Source organism: Vicinamibacterales bacterium, assembly GCA_041659285.1.
GTDB lineage: Bacteria > Acidobacteriota > Vicinamibacteria > Vicinamibacterales > UBA2999 > 12-FULL-67-14b.
The window spans coordinates 282,217-307,121 of the sequence record JBAZYO010000007.1 but is presented as its reverse complement, the minus strand read 5'-3'; the positions used below and the strand labels follow the sequence as shown (position 1 = coordinate 307,121).

General features: G+C 67.8%; 19 protein-coding genes. 18 read left to right on the top strand and 1 reads right to left on the bottom strand.

Annotated elements, in window-relative coordinates; genetic code table 11:
- The first annotated feature begins 157 nt into the window (after positions 1–157).
- The 6 genes from WC815_13910 (at position 158) to WC815_13885 (ending at position 11,530) form a co-directional block, all read left to right on the top strand.
- Complete coding sequence (locus tag WC815_13910) at positions 158–6,394, top strand: MBG domain-containing protein (GenBank protein ID MFA5909870.1); 6,237 nt, start codon at positions 158–160, stop codon at positions 6,392–6,394.
- Positions 6,395–6,635: 241 nt separating this feature from the next.
- A complete protein-coding gene (locus WC815_13905) occupies positions 6,636–7,304 on the top strand; it encodes a hypothetical protein (GenBank protein MFA5909869.1) in 669 nt (222 codons plus the stop codon).
- A gap of 47 nt (positions 7,305–7,351) precedes the next feature.
- Positions 7,352–8,551, top strand: a complete 1,200-nt coding sequence (locus WC815_13900) for an outer membrane beta-barrel protein (protein ID MFA5909868.1) — start codon at positions 7,352–7,354, stop codon at positions 8,549–8,551.
- A 2-nt stretch (positions 8,552–8,553) separates the two neighbouring features.
- On the top strand, positions 8,554–9,411 hold the full coding sequence (locus WC815_13895) for a polysaccharide biosynthesis/export family protein (protein MFA5909867.1): 858 nt from the start codon (positions 8,554–8,556) through the stop codon (positions 9,409–9,411).
- Positions 9,412–9,437: 26 nt separating this feature from the next.
- Positions 9,438–10,250: an ABC transporter permease gene (locus WC815_13890; GenBank protein ID MFA5909866.1), complete on the top strand. Its 813-nt coding sequence runs from the start codon at positions 9,438–9,440 to the stop codon at positions 10,248–10,250.
- A 5-nt stretch (positions 10,251–10,255) separates the two neighbouring features.
- Positions 10,256–11,530, top strand: coding sequence for an ABC transporter ATP-binding protein (locus tag WC815_13885; GenBank protein ID MFA5909865.1), 1,275 nt, complete (start codon positions 10,256–10,258; stop codon positions 11,528–11,530).
- Between the two features lie 2 nt (positions 11,531–11,532).
- Here the strand turns inward: WC815_13885 and WC815_13880 are convergent, their stop codons facing one another.
- Positions 11,533–12,198 (bottom strand): FkbM family methyltransferase, encoded by a 666-nt coding sequence (locus WC815_13880; protein ID MFA5909864.1) that lies wholly within the window; start codon positions 12,196–12,198, stop codon positions 11,533–11,535.
- Between the two features lie 91 nt (positions 12,199–12,289).
- Between WC815_13880 and WC815_13875 the strand changes: the two genes are divergently transcribed.
- Genes WC815_13875 through wecB form a run of 12 tightly spaced genes read left to right on the top strand, consistent with a single transcriptional unit; the run spans position 12,290 to position 24,891 of the window.
- Positions 12,290–13,183 (top strand): hypothetical protein, encoded by an 894-nt coding sequence (locus WC815_13875; GenBank protein MFA5909863.1) that lies wholly within the window; start codon positions 12,290–12,292, stop codon positions 13,181–13,183.
- A gap of 7 nt (positions 13,184–13,190) precedes the next feature.
- Positions 13,191–14,036, top strand: a complete 846-nt coding sequence (locus WC815_13870) for an FkbM family methyltransferase (GenBank protein MFA5909862.1) — start codon at positions 13,191–13,193, stop codon at positions 14,034–14,036.
- A complete protein-coding gene (locus WC815_13865) occupies positions 14,033–15,025 on the top strand; it encodes a class I SAM-dependent methyltransferase (protein ID MFA5909861.1) in 993 nt (330 codons plus the stop codon). The genes WC815_13870 and WC815_13865 overlap by 4 nt, the downstream gene beginning before the upstream one ends.
- A 4-nt stretch (positions 15,026–15,029) precedes the next feature.
- The gene (locus tag WC815_13860) at positions 15,030–16,343 is read left to right on the top strand and encodes a DegT/DnrJ/EryC1/StrS family aminotransferase (GenBank protein MFA5909860.1); all 1,314 of its coding nucleotides are present in this window, start codon (positions 15,030–15,032) and stop codon (positions 16,341–16,343) included.
- Entirely contained in the window at positions 16,340–17,524 is a 1,185-nt protein-coding gene (locus tag WC815_13855; protein MFA5909859.1) for a Gfo/Idh/MocA family oxidoreductase, read from the top strand. Before WC815_13860 ends, WC815_13855 begins: the two co-directional genes overlap by 4 nt.
- 2 nt (positions 17,525–17,526) lie before the next feature.
- A complete protein-coding gene (locus tag WC815_13850; protein MFA5909858.1) occupies positions 17,527–18,480 on the top strand; it encodes a glycosyltransferase in 954 nt (317 codons plus the stop codon).
- Positions 18,477–19,466 carry a glycosyltransferase gene (locus tag WC815_13845; protein MFA5909857.1) on the top strand — a complete coding sequence of 330 codons (990 nt, stop codon included), beginning with the start codon at positions 18,477–18,479 and terminating at the stop codon, positions 19,464–19,466. Before WC815_13850 ends, WC815_13845 begins: the two co-directional genes overlap by 4 nt.
- Positions 19,463–20,659, top strand: coding sequence for a glycosyltransferase (locus WC815_13840; protein ID MFA5909856.1), 1,197 nt, complete (start codon positions 19,463–19,465; stop codon positions 20,657–20,659). Before WC815_13845 ends, WC815_13840 begins: the two co-directional genes overlap by 4 nt.
- A complete protein-coding gene (locus tag WC815_13835) occupies positions 20,640–21,800 on the top strand; it encodes a hypothetical protein (protein ID MFA5909855.1) in 1,161 nt (386 codons plus the stop codon). Before WC815_13840 ends, WC815_13835 begins: the two co-directional genes overlap by 20 nt.
- A gap of 4 nt (positions 21,801–21,804) precedes the next feature.
- The gene (locus WC815_13830) at positions 21,805–22,707 is read left to right on the top strand and encodes an SDR family oxidoreductase (protein ID MFA5909854.1); all 903 of its coding nucleotides are present in this window, start codon (positions 21,805–21,807) and stop codon (positions 22,705–22,707) included.
- A complete protein-coding gene (locus WC815_13825; protein ID MFA5909853.1) occupies positions 22,700–23,773 on the top strand; it encodes a polysaccharide biosynthesis protein in 1,074 nt (357 codons plus the stop codon). The genes WC815_13830 and WC815_13825 overlap by 8 nt, the downstream gene beginning before the upstream one ends.
- Positions 23,770–24,891, top strand: a complete 1,122-nt coding sequence (gene wecB, locus WC815_13820; GenBank protein ID MFA5909852.1) for a UDP-N-acetylglucosamine 2-epimerase (non-hydrolyzing) — start codon at positions 23,770–23,772, stop codon at positions 24,889–24,891. Before WC815_13825 ends, wecB begins: the two co-directional genes overlap by 4 nt.
- The last annotated feature ends 14 nt before the right edge of the window (positions 24,892–24,905 follow it).

The window sequence follows — 24,905 nt, the reverse complement described above, 5'->3', positions numbered from 1 at the left end:
TGACAAAATTGGGGGTATTTCAATATCTTATATATGACTCTAGATGACACTGACGCAGTCATTGATTCTTTTTTGAAGAGTTAAGGGCCTTCCGGCTATTGCGTTTTTGTCCAGAGACTGACGTGTGAATATGGCGAATCGAATTCCTCTTCGTGCATTGCTCACTGCTGCGGCCGCTGCCGTCAGCATCGGCGTGATTGCACAGGTACTCCCGCCCGTTGGCGTTTGCGGCACCGGCCCCGGCGAACTCAACTGTTTCGATCCGGCCGCCCAAGGCGAAATGTGGCGCACGATCGCGCCGATCGGTCAGCGACTGCAGCCGAATGTCGATGTCGCAGGCACGCCGGAGTTTGCGACCCCCGTCATGGACGTGGGCGTGATCGCCACTGATCCGGTGGGCAACGAGATTTGGGTGTCGAACGCGGGCGATCTGGCCACGGCATTCGCGGAGTTGGCGCCAGGCGAGTGCACGTTCGCGCATCTTGGTGATGACCCCTCCCTGCCGCGTCAGTGCAAGGCGGCCGATGGGTCGATGGTGCCGCCGCCGGCCGGGAAGCTGTTCTACCCATCGGGCGTCGCCGTTTACGGCCCGACCGTGTACGTCTCTGACCGCATGAACCATCGCGTCGATACGATGGACTTCGAAGGCAATCCGATCGCGATTGCCCATCCCATCGGCAACGGCGAGCCCGGCACCGGCGCGTATTCGTACAGCACCGGCGCGGCGGCGGGCCTGTCGGGTTCGCAACTGCGCGAGCCAAACGGCCTGGCGGTTGACGCGGATGGCCGCCTGCTCGTCGCCGACGGCGGCAACGGCCGCATTGCCGTCTTCAATCCGGACGGCTCGGCCTCGTTTGCCTCGGATTTCTCGATCCCGGCGCATCCGCTGATTGGCGGCCCCGTGGTGCCGTCGAGTGTCGCCATTTCGCCCGGTGCATCCGCGGTCGCTCCGCTGACCGCGCCCACCGATCCCGCCGCCCGCATCGTCGTCCTCGACCGCTACAAGTGCACGGTCTGGATTCTCGACACCGGGTTCAATCCGATCGCCACGCTGCCGACGCAGGCGCCGGCCGCCACGGAGCCGGACTCCTTGTGCGCCAGCGGGGCGTTTGGCTTCCCGGCGGCGGGTGGCCATTTCAGCGTTCTGACGGGCGTCACGATCGACGCCGGCAACCACATCTACCTGGCGGACTCCTTCAACAACCGCGTCGTGATTTACGATCGCGACGGCGCGCTGCTCGGCTCAGTCGGCCAGCCGCCCGTCCTCGCGCCGGGTCAATTACCCCCCGTCGACGCGGTCGCGACCCCGTCGTCGGTCCTGATCGATCACCTCGGCCGTCTGGTCGTCAACGACTCCGACAACTTCCGCCTGGCGTTCTACACCATGACGTTCCCGGTGGCCGGGCCGCCGGTCGCGCAGTTCCAGTTCGAGGTGCCGGCGGCCGGCGACGACCTGGACGGCGTGCCGAGCGGTCTCGCCGAGCAGTGGGGCACCGGCCAGGGGCTGGATCCGGCCGGGCGGTATCTGAAGATCGACACCGCGAACCACCAGGTGCAACGGCTTGAACTGGCGGACCTCGCGATTATTCGTGAGCAAGCGCAGGCCACCACGCCGACCTCCGGCACCGGCGCCTTCGCCGTGGCGGTACCGGCCGAAAAGGTCGCCGACGTGCAGCAGGTGACCGTGACGGTGACGCCGTCCGAACCGGGTGTGGTCGTGACCAGCGTCAACGCCCTGCCGCCGGCAGTGCAGACGCCTGGTGCCACTACCGCTGACCCGAACGACATTCCGCGCGGCAGCTGGGTGCAGTACGAGTTCGCCTACACGAACCCGACGCCCAGCCAGCGCGTGACCTTCGTGATTACCGCGGTCGGCAACAAGACCTCGCCGCAAGACACGGTGGCCGACCCGGTCACCGTGCTGGTCCGCGGCACGTGCCTGGCCTGCGAAGCGACTCACCTCATCTACGACTACCCGGCGCCGCTCGCCGGCGCCCCGGTTGCGTCCGTCAGCACAACCACCGATACCGGCGACTGGTTCAACCGCAGGGTGTTTGTCCGGCTGTTCCCCAAGAACGACGATCCGCTGGTCACCAGCATCGAGTGGTTCGTCCGCGGTTCCGACATGCAGCGCCACGGCGCCGGCACTCACGCCTCGCCGCTGAGCGCGGACGTTCGCTACGTGGACGTGCCGTTCTTTGGCCCCGAAAACGAGATCACCTACTGGCCCGTGACCGCGGACCAAACGGTCGGCCCCAAGGTGGCGGTGACGATCAAGATCGACATGGATCCGCCGAGCGCGACCTTCAGCAACTGGCCGGTGCCCGCGAACGTCAACAGCGATCCGGTGAGTGCCGACTTCGGGACCGAGTGGTACGTCGGCGACGTCATCGCGGACTTCCAGGTCCTGGACGGGCAATCGGGCATGGACATGGGTGACGGCTCGCCTGATCGCATCAGCGGCCAGTTCACCATCGTCGGCGAAGGCCGCGATCTCCACATCGTCAGGCTGGACGCCGACCTGGTCGGCAACGGTGGCGAGTACCGCACGAACGATCCGGAGCGTGGCGGCAAGGTCGTGAACATCGACCGCACCGCGCCCACCGTGATTGCGCCGCACCTCGAAGTGGTCCAGACCGGTGCCGGCTTCGCCGTGCTCGAGCCGGGCGTCTTCGTGGCCGAGGCCACCGACGCGCTCTCGGGCGTGGCCACGATCATCAATCCGGTCGTCAATGGCGTCGAGTTTCCCCTCGGCGTGTCAACGCGGCCGTTCACGGCCCGCGATCACGCCGGCAACGAAACCACCGTTACCGGCACCGTCACCGTGCTGGCCCGGAGCCGGTCCACGATCGCGGCGCTCGACGTGCAGGTGGTCTATGGCGAGACCACGACGCTGACCGCGTCGGTGCTGCCGGCCGTCGCCACGGGCGACGTCGCGTTCGTCTTCGGCGGCACGACCGTCACGGCCGCCCTCAGCAACGGTATCGCCACCGTGGTCATCCCGTCGGTGACCGAGAATGTTGGCACCTACACGATGCAGGTGAGCTACGCCGGCGACGCGGCCGTGGACAGCGCTTCGACGACGGCCACCGTGGTCGTCACACCGGCACCGATCACCGTGTCGGCCAATTACCAGGAGAAATCCTACGGCGCCGCCGATCCGGCCCTGGCCTATCGCATAGCGCTTGGCGCGTTGGTTGGCGGTGACGGGTTCGAAGGGAGCTTGGCGCGCGCGGCGGGCGATGACGTTGGCGGATACCCGATCACGCAGGGTACCCTCAGCCTGGGCACGAACTACACGCTGACAGTCGTTCCTGCGGAGCTGAAGATCGTCCCGATGCTGCTCGAACTGGTCCCCGATCCACAGTGGAAGTACTACGGTGGATCTGAACCGGAGTTGACCTTCCGTATTACCAGCGGCTTCCTGGTCGGCTCCGACAGGTTGACGGGCGCTCCTGCACGCGCGGCCGGCGAATTTCCGGGCCTCTACCTGATCAGCATTGGCACCCTGACCGCTGGGCCGAACTACCAATTGAACTTCTACCAGGACTACCTGTCCGTGAGGCCGCTCGATATCTATGTGACGGCGGATGCGTTGGGCAGGCTGGTCGGCGAAGCCGACCCGCCGCTGACTTATAGCCACACTCCGGCCCTGCTCAACGGCGACACGTTCGACGGATTTCTCCGCCGCGATGCGGGCGAAGCCCCGGGCACTTACGTCATTCGCCAGTACGGTCTGACGCTACCGATCGGCTACATGCTCCACTACACGGAGGCCAACTTCGTGGTCGGCCGCCGCCAGGCCGTGGTCACCGCCGGTGATGCGACCAAGGTGTGGGGCACGTTCCCGGATCCGTCGATTGCGGTCTCGGCGATCGGATTCCTGGCCGCCGATAACATCACCCTGTCCGTCAGCCGCGCGACTGGGGAGAATGTCGGCGGCTACGTGACGACGCCGGCCGCCACGGGCACCGCCGAGGCGCTGAACAACTACGAGATCACTCTGGTGACCGGCAACTTCACGATCACCAAGGCACCTGTCTCGGTGACGGCGCAGGCCGTGACCGTGGACTACGGCGAGACGCCGGTCTTCGCCTTTGCGTATGGTCCGTTCCCGAACGGGGCGACCGCGGCGGACGTCGATGTGGCGCCGACCTGCACCGTGGCCGCGGCCCACACCGATGCCGGCAGCTACACCATCACCTGCAGCGGCGGCCAGGACGCGAATTTCGACTTCGACTATGCGCCGGCGACGCTCGTGGTGAACCGCATTCCGGCGGTCATCAACGCCGGCGGCGGCACCAAGGTGTACGGCGCCTCCGACCCGGCCCTGACCACGACGCACTCCGGCGTGTTGGCCGCCGACGTCGCCGGCATCACGTTCACGACGACCCGCGTCGGCGGCGAGACCGCCGGTGGCTACGACACGACGGCGACGGCCACGGGAGGCGCGTCGGGCAACTACATCTTCGCCAGCAACCCGGGCACCTTCACCATTACCCAGCGGCCGATTACGGTCACGGCGACGTCGGTGAACAAGTTCCTCGGCCTGATCGACCCGCCGTTGACCTACACGATCACCTCGGGTGGCCCGCTGGTCGGCACCGATAGCTTCTCGGGCGCGCTGGTGCGCGACGCCGGTGAGCTGCTCGGCGGCTACACGATTCGTCAGGGCGCACTGACCGCCGGACCGAATTACGACCTCACGTTCGTTGAAGGCACGCTGACCATCCTGGGCACCTTGCCGCCGGTCGCGGCCAACGACACCGCCAGTTCGGTGGGCGCCGCGCCCGTCAGCATCACCGTTCTGGGCAACGACTCCGACCCGGATGGCGGCACGCTGAGCGTCACCGCCGTCACGCAACCGACCGGTGGTGAGGGCGTGGTCACCACGTCCGGCAACCTCGTGGTGTTCACGCCCACGCCCGGCTTCGTCGGCACGGTGACCTTCACCTACACGATCAGTGATGGCCAGGGCGGCACGGCCACGGCCACGGTGACCGTCACGATCACCGCGGCGCAGTCGTGCACCAACTCGGGCTTCACGACTTACTCGCAGGGTGGCTGGGGCGCAAAACCGAAGGGCAACAACCCCGGCCAACTGCTGGCCACGAACTTCGCCCGCGTGTATCCGGGGGGCTTCGTGATCATCGGCGGCACGAAGACGCTGAAGTTCACCAGCGCGGCGGCGATTGCCGTGTTCCTGCCGCAGGGTGGGACGCCGGCGGTGCTCACTTCGAGCGCGGTCAATCCGACCAGCTCGTCGGCGGGCAACTTCGCGGCGCAACTTCTGGCGCTGCGCCTGGCGGTGGACTTCTCCGCGGCGGGCGTCACCAAGTCCGGCCTTGGCGACCTGGTCATGCTGTCGGGACCGCTGGCCGGCTCCAGCGTCAACCAGATCCTGGTCATGGCCAACAAGGTCATTGGCGGTCAGACCAGCGCGCTGCCGAGCGGCGTTTCGATCTCGATGCTCAACGGCATTCTCGAGTCGTTGAACCTGAACTACCACGAGGGCACCGTCAACAACGGGTTGCTGGGCTGCCCGGGGGGCCTGCAGCCCCCCGCCGTAACCGCGGCGAACCAGACCAACTACGAGGGTGATGCCGCCTCCGTGCAGGTCGTCGGCACGGATCCGAATGGCGACGACCTGACCTACAGCGCCGCCGGCCTGCCGCCGGGCTTGTCGATCAACCCGGCCACCGGGCAAATCGGCGGCACGCTCGCGTATTCGGCCGCCGGCAGCTATGACGTGACGCTGACGGTGACGGATGACTCGGGCCTCACGGCAACCGCCACCTTCACCTGGACGGTGCTCGACAGGAACCGGCCGCCGGTCGCCGCCGCCGACAGCCTGACGACGACGAAGAACACCGCGAAGACGATCTCGGTGATCGCGAACGATTCCGATCCCGACGGCGACACACTGACCGTGACCGCCGTGACCCAGCCCGCCAAGGGCAGCGTGGTGAAGTATGCCAACGGCACGGTCAAGTACACGCCGCCTTCGAACTGGGTCGGCACGACCAGCTTCAGCTACACGATCAGCGACGGCAATGGCGCCGCCACCGCCACCGTGTCGGTGACCGTGTCGAGCCACACCGACGGCGACGGCTGTGGCGACGACCACGACCATGACGGCGATCACGACGGCAATGACGATCGCGAACGCGATTGCGATCGCGACCACCGCCACAACAGCGATTGCGATCGCGACAGCAATCACGACCGCGACTGTGACGAACAGCACTCGCGCACGAGCCGCTGCAACGACAACGACGGCTGGTATCGCAGCGGTGACGACCGTGACGACCGGAACAGCAGTGGCAGCAATCACAACCACAACACCAGCGGGGTGTGCTCCAACTCGTCGCACTACGGGAGCTGGTACCGGTAACCTCCACCCGCCGCCCGTCGCCAGGGGCCGGTTCGCCACTCGGCGCGCCGGCCGCGCCCCTGGCGGCCGCCTGCCTGGCGCGCTCCTTCCCACTACACTGGTTCTCAGTTACGCACATGGCGTCTCGCGCCGATAAGACTCCCTGCCAGGCGGATACCGGCAATGTGTCGATGTCTAGTCCTATTGAGTCATGTATTGGCGTGTAATGTCGTATTATGTCTGTAACTGAGAGGGCGAAGCTATGCTTGGCTGGAGCGAGGGGCTCTCGACCGGAACGTTGATGGCGTTGGTAGTCGCCACGTCGCTGGCGTGCGACGATGCTGGTGAGCGGCGACTCACGGTTCCCAGTTACGACAACTACACGCGCCAACTGGTGCAATTGACCGCGGACCAGAACGGCGACGGCCGCATCGACCAGTGGGCCTTCTTCGACGGCAACCGCCCGCTGCGCGGGGAAGCCGACGCCGATGCCGACGGCCGGATCGATCGCTGGGAATATTTCGACGAACGGTCGGCGCTGACGCGAGTAGGGACCTCGAGCATGAATGACGGCATCGAAGACACGTGGACCTGGGTGAGCGCGGTCGCGGGCGAGAGCCGGGTTGACCACTCGCGGCGGCGCGACCGCCAGATTGACCGGCGCGAGTACTTTCGTGACGGCGTGATGGTTCGCGCCGAGGAAGACACCAACGCCGACGGCCGTCCGGACCGGTGGGACCGCTACGAGGGGACCGTTCTCCGGCTGGCCGAGTTCGATACCACGTTCTCCAGCGGCCGGGCGAATCGCCGGCTGGTGTACGACGCCTCGGGCCGGTTCCTCCGCGTGGAGGCGGATCCGGAGCTCGACGGCTCATTCGTCGTGGTGACGGGCGCGGGGCCCTCGGATGTGAAGAGCGGAGGGAAGCGATGATGGTCCGGGACTCCGGCTTTATCCACGTGTGCCGCGTCTTGATCTGTATGAGCCTGTGCATCGCCGGGCCGCGGCTGGCCGCGGCGCAGAACGTCGGTGCCGGGCCGTTGACTGAAACCCTCGCCGCCACGGAGCCGACCAGCGGCGTGTTCAACTGGGGGCCGGTGAAGCTGGCGCCCGGGCTGGTCGTCGAGGAGCTGGGCTGGGACTCCAACGTGTTCGACGAACACGACAACCCCAAGGAAGACTATGTGTTCCGCGGCACGCCTGACGTGTCGGTGTTCTCCGTCGTCAGGTTCGCGAAGCTGTCGCTTTACGCCGGTTCCGAGTTGGCCTACTACCGGACCTACACGAACGAACGCTCGGTCGGACACGAATACCGGGGCCGCGTGGACTTTCTGATCAGCCGCATGCATCCGTTCTTCGGCGGCGGCGAGACGCGCAGCCGCACCCGTCCGAATGGCGAGATCGATACCCGCGCCGACCGCAACCAACAGGAACTGTCGGGCGGCTTCGCCTTCGACCTGGGTCCGAACCAGCTCGTCTATGCGGCGGCATCGCGCTACCGCAGCAAGTTCTTCAACGCCGTGGAAGAAGGCGTGGAGCTGTCCACCGCGCTCAACCACGACAGTAACACCTACTCATTGGGCGTGAAGACCGACCTGACGCCGCTGACCTCGCTGACCGTCTACGCGGCCTATCAGGAGGACCGGTTCGAAGCCCTTGCCCTTCGCAACAGCGACAACCGCGCGCTGACTGCCGAGCTTCGCATTGGCGCGGAGGCGCTCGTGTCGGGCAACATCGCCGTCACCTACCGGGATTTCAAGCCGGTCGATCCGCTTGTTGAGCGGTACCGGGGCATGGCCGTCCAGGCGGGTGTGACGTATCCCTTCCTCGAGGTTGGACGGCTGAGCCTGAGCGTGAACCGGGATCTCCAGTATTCCTTCGACGCGACCGAGGCCTACTACGTGGAGACCTCGGGCAATCTCGCCTATACCCACCGGCTCTTCGGTGAGGTGGACGTCCAGGTCCGGGGGTCGAAGTCGATCTTCGATTACGGCTACCGCGAGGGCATTCCGGCCCGGCGCGACTCCCTGGATGCCGCCGGCGCCAGCGTTGGCTATAATTTGCGCAACCGCACGCGCGTGGCGGTGAACTACGAGGTGTCACGGCGGCGGTCGCCCGTGTTCGTCGAACGGAACTACGACCGGACGCGCATCTTCCTATCGTGGGCCTACGCGTTTTGACCATGGTGAAACAACTGACCTCGCTCCTGTTCCTCGTGGCGGCCATGACGACGGGCCTGTGGGCCGCGCAAGGCGTCCCCGCGCCGATCGCCGTCAGCCCGACCTACCTGATTGGTCCCTCGGACGTCCTGGCCATCAAGGTGTTCGACGAGCCGGCCTTGAGTGGGACCTTCAGCGTGGACTCCGACGGCACCATCACGTTTCCGTACCTCCAGCGCATCGCGGTCAGGGGCAAGACGCTCAGCGAAGTCGAGACCATGATCGCCACCGGCTTGCGGGACGGCTACGTGCTGCGTGCGCAGGTCTCGGTCGAGATCTCGCAGTACCGGAGCCGCTCGATCTACGTGATGGGCGAGGTCAAGGCGCCGGGCAAGTACACCATCGAAGGCCAGGTCACGCTGCTCGAGGTGATTGCCAAGGCGGGCTCGTTCACGCCCTCCGCCGGCACGACGATCATCGTGCAGCGCTATAAGGACGGCATGGCGGCGGCGGTGGCCGCGGCGCCGGCCTCGCCGGACAGCACCGAAACGGCTGAACTGTTGCGCGTCAGCATCGAGGACCTGAAGGCCGGGCGCTTCACCGCCAATGTGCTGCTCCAGGACAGCGACACCATCATCGTCCAGGCGGCCGAACGCTACTACGTCACGGGATTCGTCAGGACCCCGGGGGCGTTCGTGCTGCGTCCCGGCATGACCGTGCAGCAGGCGATTGCCGAAGCCGGCGGCCTGACCGAGCGCGGTTCGTCGCGGGGTATCAAGATCACCCGCAAGGTCAACGGCAAGGACATCGAGGTCGATGCCGAGATGTCCGACCTGGTCCGGCCGAACGACACCATCAAGGTCCGGCAGCGCCTCATCTAGGCCGCGCCAGCGCGGCCCCCACACCCATGCGTTTGGTCATCGAGCCGGGGCTTGCCTCGGCCAACTATTGGCGCGATCTGTGGCGCTATCGCGAGTTGATGTTCTTTCTCGCGTGGCGCGACCTGGCGGTCCGCTACAAGCAGACGGCGATCGGCGTGGCCTGGGCGATCATCCGCCCGGCCATCACGATGCTGGTGTTCGTGCTGTTCCGCCGCCTGGTCGGCATCGAGCGCGGCGCCGTACCCGATGCCCTCCTGGTCCTCGCGGCGGTGCTGCCGTGGCAGTTCTTCGCCGGCGCGGTCAGTGAGTCTTCCTCCAGCCTGATCGCGAACACCAACCTGATCTCGAAGGTCTACTTTCCGCGGCTGATCGTGCCGCTGGCCGCGGTGGCGACAGCGTTGGTGGACTTCCTGGTGACGCTCGCGCTGCTGGCGGTGGTGATGGCGTGGCAGGGGTTTGCGCCGGGCTGGACCATCCTGGCGCTGCCGGTCTTCATGCTGCTGGCGGTCGCCCTGGCGTCAGGCATCGGCCTGTTCCTGGCGGCGCTCAACGTCGAGTACCGCGATTTCCGCTACGTGGTGCCGCTGCTCATCCAGATCGGGCTGTTCGTGTCGCCGATCGCCTTTGCCTCCAGCAACATGCCCCTCCGCTGGCGTCCGCTCTATGCGCTCAATCCGCTCGTCGGCATCATCGACGGCTGCCGCTGGTCGATCCTGAACGGCCGCACGCCGATCGATCCGTACTCACTGCTGATCTCGGTGGCGGTGTCCGCCACCGCCTTGACCCTTGGCGTCTGGTATTTCCGGCGGATGGAACGCAGCTTCGCCGACGTGATCTGATCGCCATGGACGAACCGATCATCAGCGTCGAGGGCCTGAGCAAGCGCTACCGGATCCAGCATCAGCAGGCCCGCCAGCCCTACCTGGCGCTGCGCGACGTCATTGCTCAGAAGGTGACGGCGCCGTTCCGGCGCCTGCGGTCGCAGACGTCGCCGCCCGTGCCCGCCGCCGAGGATTTCTGGGCGCTGACCGACGTGTCGTTCGAGGTCCGGCGGGGCGAGGTGCTCGGCATCATTGGCCGCAACGGCGCCGGCAAGAGCACGCTGCTCAAGGTGCTCAGCCGCATTACCGAACCCACCGGCGGCCGCGTGGTCCTGCGGGGCCGCGCCGCCAGCCTGCTCGAGGTCGGCACCGGCTTTCATCCCGAACTGACCGGGCGCGACAACATCTTCCTGAACGGCGCGATCCTTGGCATGTCGCGGGCCGAGATCGCCCGCAAGTTCGATGCGATTGTCGATTTTGCCGGCACCGAGCGATTTCTCGATACTCCGGTCAAGCGCTACAGCAGCGGGATGTATGTGCGGCTGGCCTTTGCCGTGGCCGCCCATCTCGAGCCGGAGATCCTGATCATCGACGAGGTCCTGGCGGTGGGTGACGCCGAGTTCCAGCGCAAGTGCCTGGGCACGATGAACGCGGCGGCGCGCGGCGGCCGCACCGTCCTGTTCGTCAGCCACCACCTCGCCACGGTCGAGAACCTGTGCCAGACCGGTCTGCTGCTCGACGGCGGCCGGGTCAAGAAGATGGGTCCCGTGCGTGAGGTCATCGCGGCCTATGCCAACGAGCCTAACAGGGGCACGGCGACGGCCATCCTTGGTCGTGCCGATCGGCAGGGCAGTGGCGCCATCCGCTTCGCCGAAGTGCGGTGGCTCGACGCCGAGGGCGCCGCCATTCCGTCGCTGGTGGCCGGCAGCCCCGGCGTCATGGAGCTCCGCATGCGCAACGCCTCCGGGGCGCCGCTGCGGTCGCTCCACGTCTCGATCGGCATCGACAATTTCGCCGGCCAGCGCGTGACGACGTGGTCCACGAGCTATGCCGGAGGCGACCTCCCGGCCACCCCGGCCGGCGACTTCACCCTGCGCGTGCAGCTGCCACGCGTGGCCCTGATTCCCGGCGGCTTCACCTACAACCTCTTTTCCACGGTTGGCGGCGACGTCGCCGACTGGCTGAGGCCGGCCGGTTCGTTTGAAGTCGTCGCCGGCGACTATTACGGCAGCGGCCAGTTACCGACCAGCCGTGACGGCACGTTTCTGGCCGATCACTCCTTCGCCCTGGTTCCCTAGACTTAGGGCGGCGCCTCGCCGGACGGCCGCCTGGTGGCGAGGATCCAGCCGCGGTCCTTGGTCTGATTGGTGATGCTGGTCGCGAAACCGTGGGCGTTGAGATGGCTCACCAGGGACTCGGGCGTCTCGTCCACCAGATCGCAGTGGTAGAGCACGATCATCCGTTCGATGCGCGCCATTACTACTCCGGAGCTCGACAGCAGGGTCGGGAACTCGGCGCCTTCGCAGCTGAACTTTGCGACCCGGACCGATCTGACGTCCCGGGTGTCGAGGTATTGTCCGAGCGTCGTGCCCGCCACCCACTCGCTCGAGCCGCTCAGCGGTGCGGTGATCGAATGACCGCAGTTGCCGTCCGGATCGTGATGCAGTTCGATGGCGCCCTCTCGATCCGCGAGCGCGAGATGGTCGGCCCTGATATTGGCCAGTCCGCTCAAGGCCACGTCTGCGGTGAGCAGGTCGAACGTCTCCCGGCTGGCTTCGATCGCATACACCCGTCCGCGCGGCGCCTTCGCGGCGGCTAGCTGGCTGAAGGTGCCGATGTGCGCGCCGACGTCCGGGACGATGGCGTCGGCCGGAAGCGCGTAGTCCGGCATCGCGGCGAGGAAGGGATCACTATCGAAACTCTCGCCAAGCACGAGCCTGTCCACCGAGCCGATCCGGTAGGCCATTCGACGCGTGCCGAATGTGCCGGTCCCCACGGCACCTTGCCGGAAGATGAATACCGCCCGGCGCCGGCGTCGTGACACGGTGGATGGGTGAATGCCGATGATTGCGTTCGCGACCTCCCTTCGCGCACGTGCGCTGGCCGACGACTGGGCCTATCACGTGTGGCTGCTCGAGCAGGTCGTGCGATCGATGCTGGCGCAGACCCGCGGCGACATTCGCGTGGCCATCGGCTGCCACGACATTCCCGACTCGCCGCTGGCCCGGGATCCGCGGGTGCAGTTCCTGCCGATTGACGCGGCGCTGCCGGCGAAGAACTTCGACTCGATGGTGACCGACAAGGTGCTCAAGCTGTCGGCGGGCGCCCGCTGGGCCGGCGACGCCGGCGCCGAGTACGTGATCTTCAACGATGCCGACGATCACGTCAGCAACCGCATTGGCGCGCACCTCGAGACGCATCGTGGCGGCAATGGCTGGTACACTAATACGCAGCGGTTCTTTACTTACGGCGGCCAGGTCATGCGGCTCCACCGCATCGCCAGCCCCAGCTCGGGCCCCTGTGTCATCGTTCTCACCGATCTGTTGACGTTCACGCATCCGCCGTTTTCGGGGCCCTGGGCCGACCGCATCATCCGGGGCGGCGAGCAGAATTACATGACCATCCTCGCGTCGCACCAGCGCGAGATCAACGTCCTGGCGGCGGTTGGCATCGCCTACTACAACGACTACATGCGGGAGCTCGGGCATCCGCTGGCGCCGCTGCCGTTCGCGGGCAACGTCGTCATCAATCACGGCGACTCGATGTCCACCTCGGGCGGGGCCAACGGCTACCAATTGCGCTCGGGACTACGCGCCGCCCGCTGGGCGGTCCGGCTGCTGCCGACCATGCGCCTGGCCACCGCCGCGATCCGGCAGGAATTCGGCCTGCCGTCGGCGGAGCAGATTCCAGCGCCGTTCCGGCGGGCCGGCGGCTCGGTGTTCTGGCGATGACATGGGCGTGAGGTCGCTGATGCGGGGGGCGCTGCGGCGGACCGCCAGCCTGCCGCTGCGGTTGGTCGATCCGGCGCTGCGGGCCGAGGCCCTCGACCGCCTGGCGCGCGAGGCCACGGTCACGCTGGCGCTGGGTGGCGGGGACGCGATCACGTTCTTCGCGCCGTCGCCGCTGCTGCGGTCGCGCGCGGCCGGTGTCCTGGACAAAGAGCCCGACATGATCCAGTGGATCGACGCGCTGCCCGCCGACGCGGTCCTGTGGGACATCGGCGCCAACGTCGGCGTCTTCAGCCTGTACGCCGCCACGCGGCGCCGCTGCCGCGTGCTCGCGTTCGAGCCGTCGGCCGCGAACTACTTCGCGTTGACACGCAACATCCAGTTGAACGCGCTGAGCGCCCGCATCGAGTCGTACTGCGTCGCGCTGTCGGGGGCGACGGAACTGGGCACGCTCAACCTCGACTCCGCCGAGATCGGCACGGCGATGTCGCAGTTCAGCGCCACCGGCGAGGCCTCGCGGTATTCGAGCGGGCAGGGCAACGTCACGCACGGCATGATCGGGTTCACGATCGACGACTTCATCGGCCGGTTCGCCCCGGCCTTTCCCACGCATCTCAAGATCGACGTCGATGGGCTCGAGTGGCCGATCCTGCAGGGCGCGTCGGCGACGCTGCGCGACCGCCGGCTGGTCTCGGCCATGGTGGAACTGAGCGTCACCGACCGCGCTGAGCGCGATCGCGCGATGGCCTTCCTCGGCGGCGCCGGGCTCGAGTTCGTGTCGCAGGGCGCGTCGCAGGGCGCCAACGCCGAAGCCGCGGCTAACCACCTCTTCACCCGCCAGGCCGGCGCGCGATGATCGCCGGTGCCGCCACCTGCCGCGTGTGCGGGCGCCCTGGCGCCCTCGTCGCCGGGACGGTGGACTACCTGACCGGCTTTGCCTGCGTGGTCTACGACTGCCCGTCGTGCGGCTGCCGCTTCACGCCGCACACCGGCGACGTCTACGACCGCCTGCACCAGTCTGGTGCGTTGTCGTACTACGGTTACTACCGGCGCCTGGGCGAGCAGTGCCGCGAGCTCTTCGCCCGCGGCGACCTCGCCGGGTTGCGCGCGCTGCTGTCGGCGACGCCGAAATACCGCGCCGTGCTCGACCGGCTGGATCGCCTGCCGGCATCGGCTCGCATCCTCGAGGTTGGCTGCTCGCGGGGCTACCTCGCGGCGGCGTCCATTCTCGCGGGTCGGGACATCCTCGGCGTTGACACCTCGCCGGATGCAATTACGGCCGCCACCGCCGCCTTCGGCGACCACTTCGCGGTGGCGGATTCGCCGACCGTCGCGGCACGCGGCCCGTATGACGTGATCTACCACGTCGGCCTGATCGGCTGCGTCGGCGATCCGGTCGGATTGACGCGTCAGCTCCTGTCGTGGCTCAAGCCCGGCGGCCGGTTGTTCTTCAACGCGCCGAACCGCGAGGCCCTGTACCTGCGGGGGCAACTGTGGATCGACTCGGCGCCACCGCCAGACCTGGTCACGCTGTTCCCGCGCGGCTTCTGGTTGCGGCAGTGCGCGGATGCGGCGCGGGTGACCGAGACCATCGACCCCGTGTCGCCACCGACCGCGGTCGCGATCGGATTGAGGGCGCTCGTCCGCCGCAAGTGGACGCCTCCCGTGCCGCAGTCCCTGACCGCGGGCGATGCCTTCGTCGTGCAGCCCGGGTTCGAGCCATCGCCCGCCTGGCGATGGCTCGAGACGGCGGTGACGAAGGCCGCGGCCCTCACCGGCCTGAGCCGGCTGGCACCGGTTCGGTCATCCGAGTTCGGCTTGCTGGTCGAAATGGAGGCGCGCTAATCGCATGAACGCCTGGCTTCGCAAAGCGGTACTCGGCACCGCCCGGCAAACGCTTGGCCGGTTGCCGCGATCGCGCGCCCGCCTGACCGGTCCGCTCGCGGTGAACGGTGGCAAGCCGGTTCGTGATCAACGCCTACGGCCGTGGCCGTCGGGTCATGACGCCACACTTCGGGAATGGGTCCTGCAGGTCGAGCCGGCCTTCCGCCGGATCTTCCTGGCCGGCGTCGAAGGCCTTCCGCAGACGCGCCAGCGCGCGTTCGCCGAGCGCTGGGCGGCGTACTGCCAGTGCCGTCATGCCCTGCTGCTGCCGCACGGCACCGACGCGCTGCGCATTGCGTTGGCGGCCGTGCTCGACCACGACGGCCTCGACTACGGCGGCGAGGTGATCGTCCCGAACCTGTCGTTCATCGCCAGCGCCACGGCGCCGCTGGATCGGCGGTTCGGGATTGTGCTCGTGGACGTGGAACGCGGTACCCTCAACCTCGATCCGCGCCGGGTGGAGGAGGCCATCGTCCCGGGCAAGACCAGGGCGATCCTGCCGGTCCACCAGTTCGGACAGCCCGCGGACATGACCGCGCTCACGGCCCTCGCCCGCAAGCATCAACTGGTCGTCATCGAAGACGCCGCGCAGGCGCATGGCGCCGAATGGGAGAGTGGTCCCGTCGGCTCGCTGGGCGAGGCGGCGGCCTTCAGTTTTCAGTCCGCCAAGAACCTCTCCAGCGGCGAGGGCGGCATTCTGACCACCAACGACACAGGCGTCTTCAAGCGCGCCCACGCGATTCACAACGCCGGCCGGGCGCCCGAGCTCGGGGCGCGGTGGGAGCACCCGTCGCTCGGCTGGAACATCCGGCCCACGGAGTACCAGGCGGCCCTCCTGATGCATCGCTTCGCGCGCTTCCCGGCGCAGCAGGCGGAGCGGGCCGTCAACTTCCAGGCCCTGCGGGCGCTGCTCGCTGGCGCCAAGAGCGTGCGCCCCCTGGACACGCATCCCTCGGTGCGCAAGCACGGGATGTACATGTTCGTGATGCGCTACCAGGCGGAGGCTTGCGGCGGACTGCCGATCGACGCGTTCGTGGACGCGGTCAAGGCCGAGGGCGTGCCGATGCACCGCGGCTACGCGGCGACCATCGCCCAGCAACCGGTGATGCAAGCGCTGATGCAGCGTCGGCCCGAGTATGTCCGGGCCATGCCGACGCCGGTCGCCGATCAAGCGGCGACCGAGATCGTCTACATCGCCGGCAGCACGTTCCTTGGCACCGAGGCCGACATGGCCGACATCGCCGCGGCCATCCGCAAGGTGGAGCACCACCGCGCATGAACGTCGCGATTGTCGGCTGCGGCTACGTGGCGGAGTTCTACGGCCGGACGTTGTCGAACTATCCGCACCTGACGCTGGTGGGCGCCTACGATAACAACCCCAATCACTTGCGCGCCTTCGTGGCGCGCTGGCCGGGCCGGGCCTACGCGAGCCTGGCCGACGTGCTGCAGGACGCCAGCGTCGAACTGGTCATCAACCTGACCAACCCACGGGCGCACTTCGAGATCAACCGGGCCTGCCTCGAGGCCGGCAAGCACGTTTACTCGGAGAAGCCGTTGGCGATGACCACCGCCGACGCCACCGCGCTGGTCGATCTGGCCGCCGCGCGCCAGCGCTACCTCGGTTCGGCGCCGTGCAGCGTGCTCAGCGAGACGGCGCAGACGCTGTGGAAGGCGGTCCGCGACGGCGCCATCGGCCAGGTGCGGGTGGTCTACGCCAACTTCGATGACGGGATGATTGCCCCTCGCATGGCGCCGTGGCAGTGGAAGAACGACAGCGGCGTGCCCTGGCCGGCGAAAGACGAGTTCGAGGTCGGCTGCACGTTCGAACATGCCGGGTACGTGCTGACCTGGCTGGCCGCGATGCTCGGTCCGGCGCTGCGCATGCAGGCCTTCGCCTCGTGCCTGATCCCCGACAAGGGCATTGCCGTGGATGGCATGGCGCCCGACTTCACCGTCGGCGGCATCGAGTATGCGAATGGCGTCGCGGCCCGCGTGACGTGCGGCCTGGTCGCCCCGCGCGACAAGTCGATCACGGTCGTGGGCGATGCCGGCGTGCTGTTTGTCGGCAATGTTCGCGATGATGGCGGCCCGGTCATGTTGCGGCCGTCAGCAATGGGGCCCTGGCAGTCCAGGCTGGCAGGGCGCGCGCGTTCGCTGCACCGCTGGCTCGAGGCCCGCGTGCCGGTGCCCGGCGCGGACGTGCTGTTTTCGCGCCGGCTGCCGCTGGTGCGGCCGGTCGCCGGCCGGATGTCGGCGCCTGGCAAGCCGGTGGACTTCTGTCGCGGTCCCGCGGAACTCGCCGACGCCGCGGGCGAGCAGCGCGCCTCGCGTCTCGACGGAGCGCTCGGCGCCCACATCGTCGAGATCGTGGAGCGGCTGCAATACCCCGAGCGGTTCGCCGGCAGCGAGCGCCTGACCACGACCTTCGCCCCAATCGCGCCGATGCCCTGGGCTTGCTGACCATGCTCGTCTCGATCCTCATTCCTTGCTACAACGCCGAGCGCTGGATCGCCCAGGCCGTCGAGAGCGCGCTGGCGCAAACGTGGGCCGACAAGGAAGTCATTGTCGTCGACGATGGTTCCACTGATGGCAGCGCCGACATCGTCCGGGGATTCGGTGATGCGGTGGTGTTCGAGGCGGCTCCGCATCTCGGCGGCAATCATGCGCGCAACCGCCTGCTGTCACGGGCTCGGGGACAGTGGCTGCAATACCTCGACGCGGACGACTACCTGCTGCCAGACAAGATTGGGAACCAAGTTGGGTTCCTGGCATCGCACCAGGACGCGGACGTCGTCTACGGCCCGGTTGCGGTCGAATATGCTGACGGCCGCGCGGAAGGCCTCGAAGTGTTGCGCATTCCAGAGCCGCGCGACCTCTGGGTGCTGCTCGCGCTCTGGTATTTGCCGCAGACGGGCGCGCCGCTCTGGCGCAAGCAGGCGATTGTCGACGTTGGAGGGTGGGACGAGCGGCAGCGCGTGTGCCAGGAGCACGATCTCTACCTGCGGCTGTTGATCGCCGGCAAGCGGTTCGCGTACTGCGAGGCAAACGGGGCGGTGTGGCGCGTGTGGGGCGCGTCCAGCGTCAGCACCGGCAACCGGCCCGAAGTGCGCAAACGGCGCCTGGAGATCGAGCAGGCGGCCGAAGAGTTCCTGTGCGCTCGTGGACGGCTCACGACGGCGCGACACGCCGCGATCAACCAAGCCCGTTTCGGCATGGCCCGCGTGGCCTGGCGCGAAGATGATCGCGAGGGCGCGCACCAGGCACTGGCGGCGCTGCGCCGCTCGGCGCCGGGATTCCAGCCCACCTCGGAGCCGCTGCTGTATCGCCTGATGTGGAAGTGTGTCGGATTCTCCGTGACGGAAACGATGGCCGGCTGGCGGCGCACCCTGGTCTCGAGGCCCGGTGAAGCGCGATGACGTCACCGCCGGCACGCGAGATCTCGGGCATCATCCCGACCGTCGGCCGGGCCGACATGCTGCGCTTGTGCCTCGAAAGCGTAACGCGGCAAACCGTGCCGGTCGCCGAGGTCATCGTCGTGCACTGCGGTGCCGACGCCGAGACACGAGCCGTCACCGGCGATCCGCGCTGGGGCGCCGCCGGCGTCGAGGTCCGGTATTTTCCCTTTGCGGAGAAGAATGCCGCGGCGCAGCGCAACTTCGCCATCCAGCAAGCGAGGCACGACAACCTGTTGCTGCTCGACGACGACGTGGAACTGGCGCCGGCGTGGGCGGAATCGTTGTTCGCGCCGATCTGGGGCGACCGGACCGTCGGCGCCACGATGGGCCGGCTCGTCAATCAACCGCTGGCGCCGCCCACGGCCTTGTGGCGCGTCTACCGGCGCCTGGTGGCCAGCGGACGCGTGGCCTTCGAGCCGGGGCGCCTGGTTGGAGCGGCCTTGCCCAATGGGTTTCCGATCACGGTCGAGCGGCCGATGCCGTCCGAATGGCTCGGCGGCGGCGTCTCGGCGATCCGGCGCGCGGCGTTCGTGTCGGTGGGCGGCTTCGCGCCGTACTTCAGCGGCAGCTCGCCGGGCGAGGATCTCGATCTGGGCTATCGCCTGAGCCGGCACTGGCGGGTCTTGTTCGTGCCCGCAGCGCGGTGCGTGCATCATGAGGATCCGCGAGGCCGCAGCCACTCGCGCGATTACCAGTTCCAGTCCATGCGTGCGCGCTATGCCATCGTCATGCGCGCGTTCGGTGCCTCCCGTGTCGGCGCGCTGGCTCACGTGATGCTGTGGATGATTTTCCAGGCGATCAGTGAGGTGGCCTCGCTGCGCAAGGGTTGGAGCCCGTCGCTTCCCTCGGCGTGGTGGGGCCGCCTGCGCGGCGTCGGGTCGTGCCTTACCTGGGTGCCGCCGGCCAACCGCAACGAGCCGGCGCTTTTTCCCGGGTCGGGCGCGTGAGCACGCGGACCGGCCGGCTCCTTGTGCTCGGCGACTATCCCGTCAGGTATGGGAATGGAATTGGGGAGACGCTCGGCAACCTACTCGCCACCTTCCCCGAGGATCGGCTCTTCCAGGCCTACCCGTCGCACCTGCCGCCTTCGGCCGGCACAGTCCGCGGACATTCGGTCCCATTCGACATGCCGCGGCGCCCGGCGTGGGTGCCTGGTTGGGCCAACGCGGCTTACTACCCGCTGCTGAAACTTCGCCAGTCGCTCGCGGAACAGGCGCTGGTGTCTCGCGCGGCGGCGGCGATCGAACAGCACCAGATTGAGGCCGTGCTGACCTATCCGGTGACGCCCTGGGTGCTGTTTGCGGCGGTGCGGCTGCGACGGCGATTCCCGCGCGTGCGCTTCGTGTTCTACGTGATGGACGACTGGGAAGGGCACCACACCTGTTTCGGGCTGCCCTTTACCGCGGCGCGCCGGCGCGCCTTGCACGACATCGTCGTCGGCGCCAACGCGCGCTTCGCGTGTTCGCATCTCATGCGGCACGACTACGAGCAGCGGTTTGGCAATGCTTGGCAGGTACTACACAAGGGCGTGCCCCCCCGGCCGGCGGCGACGCCCATGCGGCCGCTCGGCAACGCCTGGCGCATTCTCTATGCCGGTGGCATGAACGTGTTTCGCGCGGATGCGGTGCTGGCGTTTGTCGAGGGACTGCGCCTGTTCCGCCAGCGGACTGCGATGGATGCCACGCTCACCCTGCTGGGGGCCGCCAACGACAAGCACGCACTGCCCGAGTTGCAGCCGTACGACTTCGTCCACGTGGAGCCGTGGGTCGACAACGCGGCCTGTCAGCAGCGGCTGGAAGACGCCGACTTGCTCTACCTGCCGCTCTCCCTGCTCCCACGACTCGATCGGATTGCGAACCTCGCCATGCCGACGAAGATCAGCGAGTACTTGGCGGCCAATCGTCCCGTCATTTTCCATGTGCCGGCGACCTCCGAGGTGCAGCGGCTGGCGGCGGAGGCGGCGTTGCCGCTCACCATCAACAGCGGTTCGCCGCAGGATGTCTGCGACTTATTGACGCGCCTGCACCGGGACGGCCTGGACCTCGCCACTTACCAGGCGCGCGCCCAGGCGTTGTTGGCGAGCGAGTTTGACGAACGCGTGCTGCAGGCGCGCTTGCTGGATGGCTGCTTTGCCCGGTAGCGCGTTTGCGACGTGGTCGCAGGTGGATCGCCAGCTCGAAGGCCGATGGCCGTCGCTGCGCAGCCACATGGCCGCGGCGCTCCGGCTGCGCGCCTGGCCAATCGCCTGGGTGCTGGTGTGCTGCGTGCTGTCCGTTGGCGCCAGCTACAAGCGAGGGTGGTCGCAGCACCCCGTGTGGCCGGCGTATGAGGCGAAGCTCGCGCACCCGCTGTCGACGCCAGCCTCGCCGCCGGAATACGCCGAGCACATCGGGAACATGGATCTGCGGCTGACGGTGCCGGCCATTGGCTTCGCCTTGGACCTGCGCCGGCAAGGACTGAGCGCCCTCTATTTTGTTGCCGGCGCCCTGGTACTTCTGTTCGCATTCCGCCTCATCGAACAGGCGTCCGCCGATCGCGTGTCGGCGTCGCTCGCGACGCTGGGCATTGCGGCGACATCCGTCGGGGCCCAAGGCTTCATCGGTAGCCCGTTCTACGATCCCGTGGCCACGCTGCTGGGTGTGGTCTGTCTTCAGCGTTTCAACCGCGCCGCCCTGGCCGCGGCGTGCCTCGCCGCGCTGTTCGTCGATGAACGGGCCATCGCGATGTTTCCGGCGATCCTGCTGTCTCAGTGGTTACACGGGCAGCGATCGGGATCGCGGGCGAGGCGGGACGCCGCCACGTGGCTGCTGCTGGTCGCGGCGGTCGTTGCAGTTTGGCTCGGGGCGCGGTGGTGGCTGGTGGCGTCGGTCGGGTTGCGGGCGCCGGTGGCGGGCGATTCAGTCGGCCTGCTGGCGCTATCCCATACCTTCTACGCCTGGCCCTTGCTGCTGGCCAGCAGCCTCGAGGCCGGGTGGTGGGTCGTCGCCCTGGTCGCCGCCGGTCGCCCCGAGCCGTCCCGGTTGGTCAATGCGGCGTTGGTGAGCGCGGTTGCGCTACCGATGCTGTTGTCGATGGCGGCGCATGACCTGTCACGCAGCATGTCGTTCGCGCTGCCGGCCTTCGTGCTTTGTTGCGCCGAGCTGGCGCGGCAGCGGCCTCGCGACGACCGGCGATCGATCTTCCTGCTCGTCGCCATCGGCAATCTCGCCTGCTGGGATGTGCTCTACTACGGACGTGTGATGTTCGCGCCCGCCGTTCCCGTGGCCTGGCTCACGCGTTGATTGCATGGACGTAATCATCCTCGGCGGCGCCGGCATGTTGGGACACAAGGTGTTCCAATTGCTGCACGGCCGGTTCGACCGCGTCTCGTGCACGATCCGCGCGCCGCGCGAGTCGCGGCTGGCGCGGCTGCCGCTGTTTGCCGGCCGTGACGTCAGCTGGGGCGTGGACGCGCGCGACTGGCCGGCGCTCGCCGCGTTGCTGCGGGCGCGGCGGCCCGATGTCGTGGTCAATGCGCTGGGGGTCATCAAGCAGCGCGCCGCCGGCAAGGACCCGATCACCTCGATCCAGGTCAACGCGTTGCTGCCGCACCAGCTGGCGGCGCTGGTGCACGAGTGGGGCGGCCGGCTGATCCACATCAGCTCCGACTGCGTGTTCAGCGGAAACGGCAGCTACTATCGCGAGACCGATCCCGCCGATGCCGACGATCTCTACGGGCGATCGAAGATGCTGGGCGAGGTAACCGAGCATCCCTGGGCCGTGACGCTGCGGACGTCGATGATTGGCCGCGAGCTGACCACCCACCAGTCCCTGCTCGACTGGTTCCTGGCGCAGAATCACGGCGAGGTCACCGGCTACCAGCGGGTGATCTACGCGGGCTCGACGACCGTCGAACTCGCCGGGGTGATTGCCAACCTGATCGCCACGCACCCCGGGCTGCACGGGCTCTATCACGTGGCCAGTCCGGCGATCAGCAAGCACGACCTCCTCCACCTGATCGCGGCGGCCTACCGGATGGACGTCCGCATTAGGCCGTCGGCCGATCCGGTGAGCGACCGTTCGTTGAATGGCGACGCGTTCCGGGCGGCCACCGGTTACGTCAGCCCGGCCTGGCCGCGGTTGGTCGCCGACCTTGCCGCCGATCCCACCCCCTATGCAGAATGGCTGCGGCTGCTTGAACATGACTGACAACCAGAAACCCCTCGAAGGCCAGCACGTCCTGATCACCGGCGGCACCGGCTCCCTCGGCCAGGTGCTGACGCGGCGCGTCCTTGGCGGCGAAATGGGACGGCCCTCCCGCGTGGTGATCTTTTCCCGCGATGAAGCCAAGCAGCACTTCATGCGGCTGGCGCACCAGAACCTCCGGTCGGCGACCGACGAGGTGATCTATCGCAACTCGCAGGACCTGCTGCAGTTCCAGATTGGCGATGTTCGCGATCGCTGGAGCCTGGCCTCGGTGCTGCGCGACGCGACGGTGGTCATCAACGCGGCGGCGTTGAAGCAGGTGCCGACCTGCGAGTACTTCCCGACCGAGGCCGTCCGCACCAACGTGCTGGGCCCCGAGAACATCATCTCGATCATCGAGACCCAGAAGCTGCCGGTCCAGACCGTGGTCGGCGTCTCCACCGACAAGGCGTGCAAGCCCGTCAACGTGATGGGGATGACCAAGGCGATCCAGGAACGGGTGTTCATCCAGGGCAACATGCGGTGCCCGGGCACGCGGATTGTCTGCGTCCGCTACGGCAACGTGCTGGCGTCGCGGGGGTCGGTGATCCCGCTGTTTCACGACCAGATCCGGCGCGGCGGGCCGGTCACCATCACCACACCGCACATGACCCGCTTCCTGCTGAGCCTCGACGATGCCGTGGACACTGTCTTTGCGGCCATCCGCGAAGGCGAGGCCGGCGACACCTATATTCCCCGCGCCCCGTCGGCCAAGATGACGGACCTTGCCAAGGTCCTGATCGGCGATCGCCAAATCGAAACGCGGGTCACCGGCATTCGCCCGGGTGAGAAGACGCACGAGATCCTGATCAGCGAGGAAGAGGCGTTTCGCGTGAAGGACCGCGGCAAGTGGTACGCGATCGGCTCGTTGTTGCCGGAGGTCGGCGCCAGCGCGTCGACGCAGGCCGCCCTCGACAAGGAGTTCAGCTCGCAGGACCACGTGCTGAGCGAACGCGACCTTGCCGCCATGCTGATCAAGTACCGGCTGATGGTGGACGACGCCACCGACGACGGCGAGCTGCTGCGATGAAGATCCTGACCATTCTCGGCACCCGGCCCGAGATCATCCGGCTGAGCGAGGTCATCCGCCTGCTGGATCGCCGCGCCGAGCACGTGCTCGTGCACACCGGGCAGAACTACGACGCCAGCTTGAGCGATCAGTTCTTTGCCGAGCTCGAGGTGCGGGCGCCAGACGAGCACATGGGCATCCGCGAAGCCGGCATCGGCGCGCAGATCGGCCGCATCCTGGAGCACTCGGAAGCGTTGTTCCGCCGCCATCGCCCGGACCGGCTGCTGATCCTCGGTGACACCAACAGCGGCTTGTCGGCCCTGATCGCGCGGCGGCTCGGCATTCCCGTCTATCACATGGAGGCGGGCAACCGCTGCTTCGACGACCGCGTCCCGGAGGAAGTCAACCGGCGCGTGATCGATCACAGCAGCTCGGTGCTGATGCCGTACACCGAAGGCAGCCGCCGGAACCTGCTCGCCGAGGGCATCCTGGCCTCGCGCATCGTCGTCACCGGCAACCCGATCAAGGAAGTGATGGATCGCCATGCCGGCCGCATTGCCGCGAGCGCGGTGCTCGAGACCCTGGGCCTCGAGACCGGCCGCTACTTCCTGGTGACGGCGCATCGCGCCGAGAACGTGGACAACGAATCGCGCCTGCGCAGCCTGGTGACGGCGCTCACCGAGTTGCACGCCCGCCACCGGATGCCGGTGGTGTGTTCGACGCACCCGCGCACCAGGGCGCGCCTCGAGGCCTTTGGCATCACTGCCGCCGCGGGCCTGCGCTTCGCGCCGCCGTTCGGCTTCTGCGATTTCGTGAAGTTGGAGACGGCGGCCTTCTGCGTGCTGTCTGACAGCGGCACCGTGCAGGAAGAGGCCTGCATCCTGGGCGTGCCGAACGTCACCATTCGCGACGTCACCGAGCGTCCTGAGACGGTGGAGTGCGGATCGAACATCCTGGCCGGCGTCGCGCCGGCGGCCATCCTGTCGGCGGTCGCCGCGGCCACCGCCGTGGCGCCGTCGTGGACGCCGCCGCGCGAGTACCTGCAGGCCAACGTCGCCGACACGGTGTGCCGCATCGTGCTGGGCGACCGCGTTCCCGATCTTGCCGAAATCGAGTGGCGCAATGGCGCGCGGCTGTAGGCCGGCCACGCCCG

Coding starts and splice junctions, on each gene's coding strand:
- WC815_13905 (MFA5909869.1), top strand. CDS start 6,636: ATGCTTGGCTGGAGCGAGGGGCTCTCGACCGGAACGTTGATGGCGTTG.
- WC815_13900 (MFA5909868.1), top strand. CDS start 7,352: ATGAGCCTGTGCATCGCCGGGCCGCGGCTGGCCGCGGCGCAGAACGTC.
- WC815_13895 (MFA5909867.1), top strand. CDS start 8,554: ATGGTGAAACAACTGACCTCGCTCCTGTTCCTCGTGGCGGCCATGACG.
- WC815_13890 (MFA5909866.1), top strand. CDS start 9,438: ATGCGTTTGGTCATCGAGCCGGGGCTTGCCTCGGCCAACTATTGGCGC.
- WC815_13885 (MFA5909865.1), top strand. CDS start 10,256: ATGGACGAACCGATCATCAGCGTCGAGGGCCTGAGCAAGCGCTACCGG.
- WC815_13880 (MFA5909864.1), bottom strand. CDS start 12,198: ATGGCCTACCGGATCGGCTCGGTGGACAGGCTCGTGCTTGGCGAGAGT.
- WC815_13875 (MFA5909863.1), top strand. CDS start 12,290: ATGCCGATGATTGCGTTCGCGACCTCCCTTCGCGCACGTGCGCTGGCC.
- WC815_13865 (MFA5909861.1), top strand. CDS start 14,033: ATGATCGCCGGTGCCGCCACCTGCCGCGTGTGCGGGCGCCCTGGCGCC.
- WC815_13860 (MFA5909860.1), top strand. CDS start 15,030: ATGAACGCCTGGCTTCGCAAAGCGGTACTCGGCACCGCCCGGCAAACG.
- WC815_13855 (MFA5909859.1), top strand. CDS start 16,340: ATGAACGTCGCGATTGTCGGCTGCGGCTACGTGGCGGAGTTCTACGGC.
- WC815_13850 (MFA5909858.1), top strand. CDS start 17,527: ATGCTCGTCTCGATCCTCATTCCTTGCTACAACGCCGAGCGCTGGATC.
- WC815_13845 (MFA5909857.1), top strand. CDS start 18,477: ATGACGTCACCGCCGGCACGCGAGATCTCGGGCATCATCCCGACCGTC.
- WC815_13835 (MFA5909855.1), top strand. CDS start 20,640: ATGGCTGCTTTGCCCGGTAGCGCGTTTGCGACGTGGTCGCAGGTGGAT.
- WC815_13830 (MFA5909854.1), top strand. CDS start 21,805: ATGGACGTAATCATCCTCGGCGGCGCCGGCATGTTGGGACACAAGGTG.
- WC815_13825 (MFA5909853.1), top strand. CDS start 22,700: ATGACTGACAACCAGAAACCCCTCGAAGGCCAGCACGTCCTGATCACC.
- wecB (MFA5909852.1), top strand. CDS start 23,770: ATGAAGATCCTGACCATTCTCGGCACCCGGCCCGAGATCATCCGGCTG.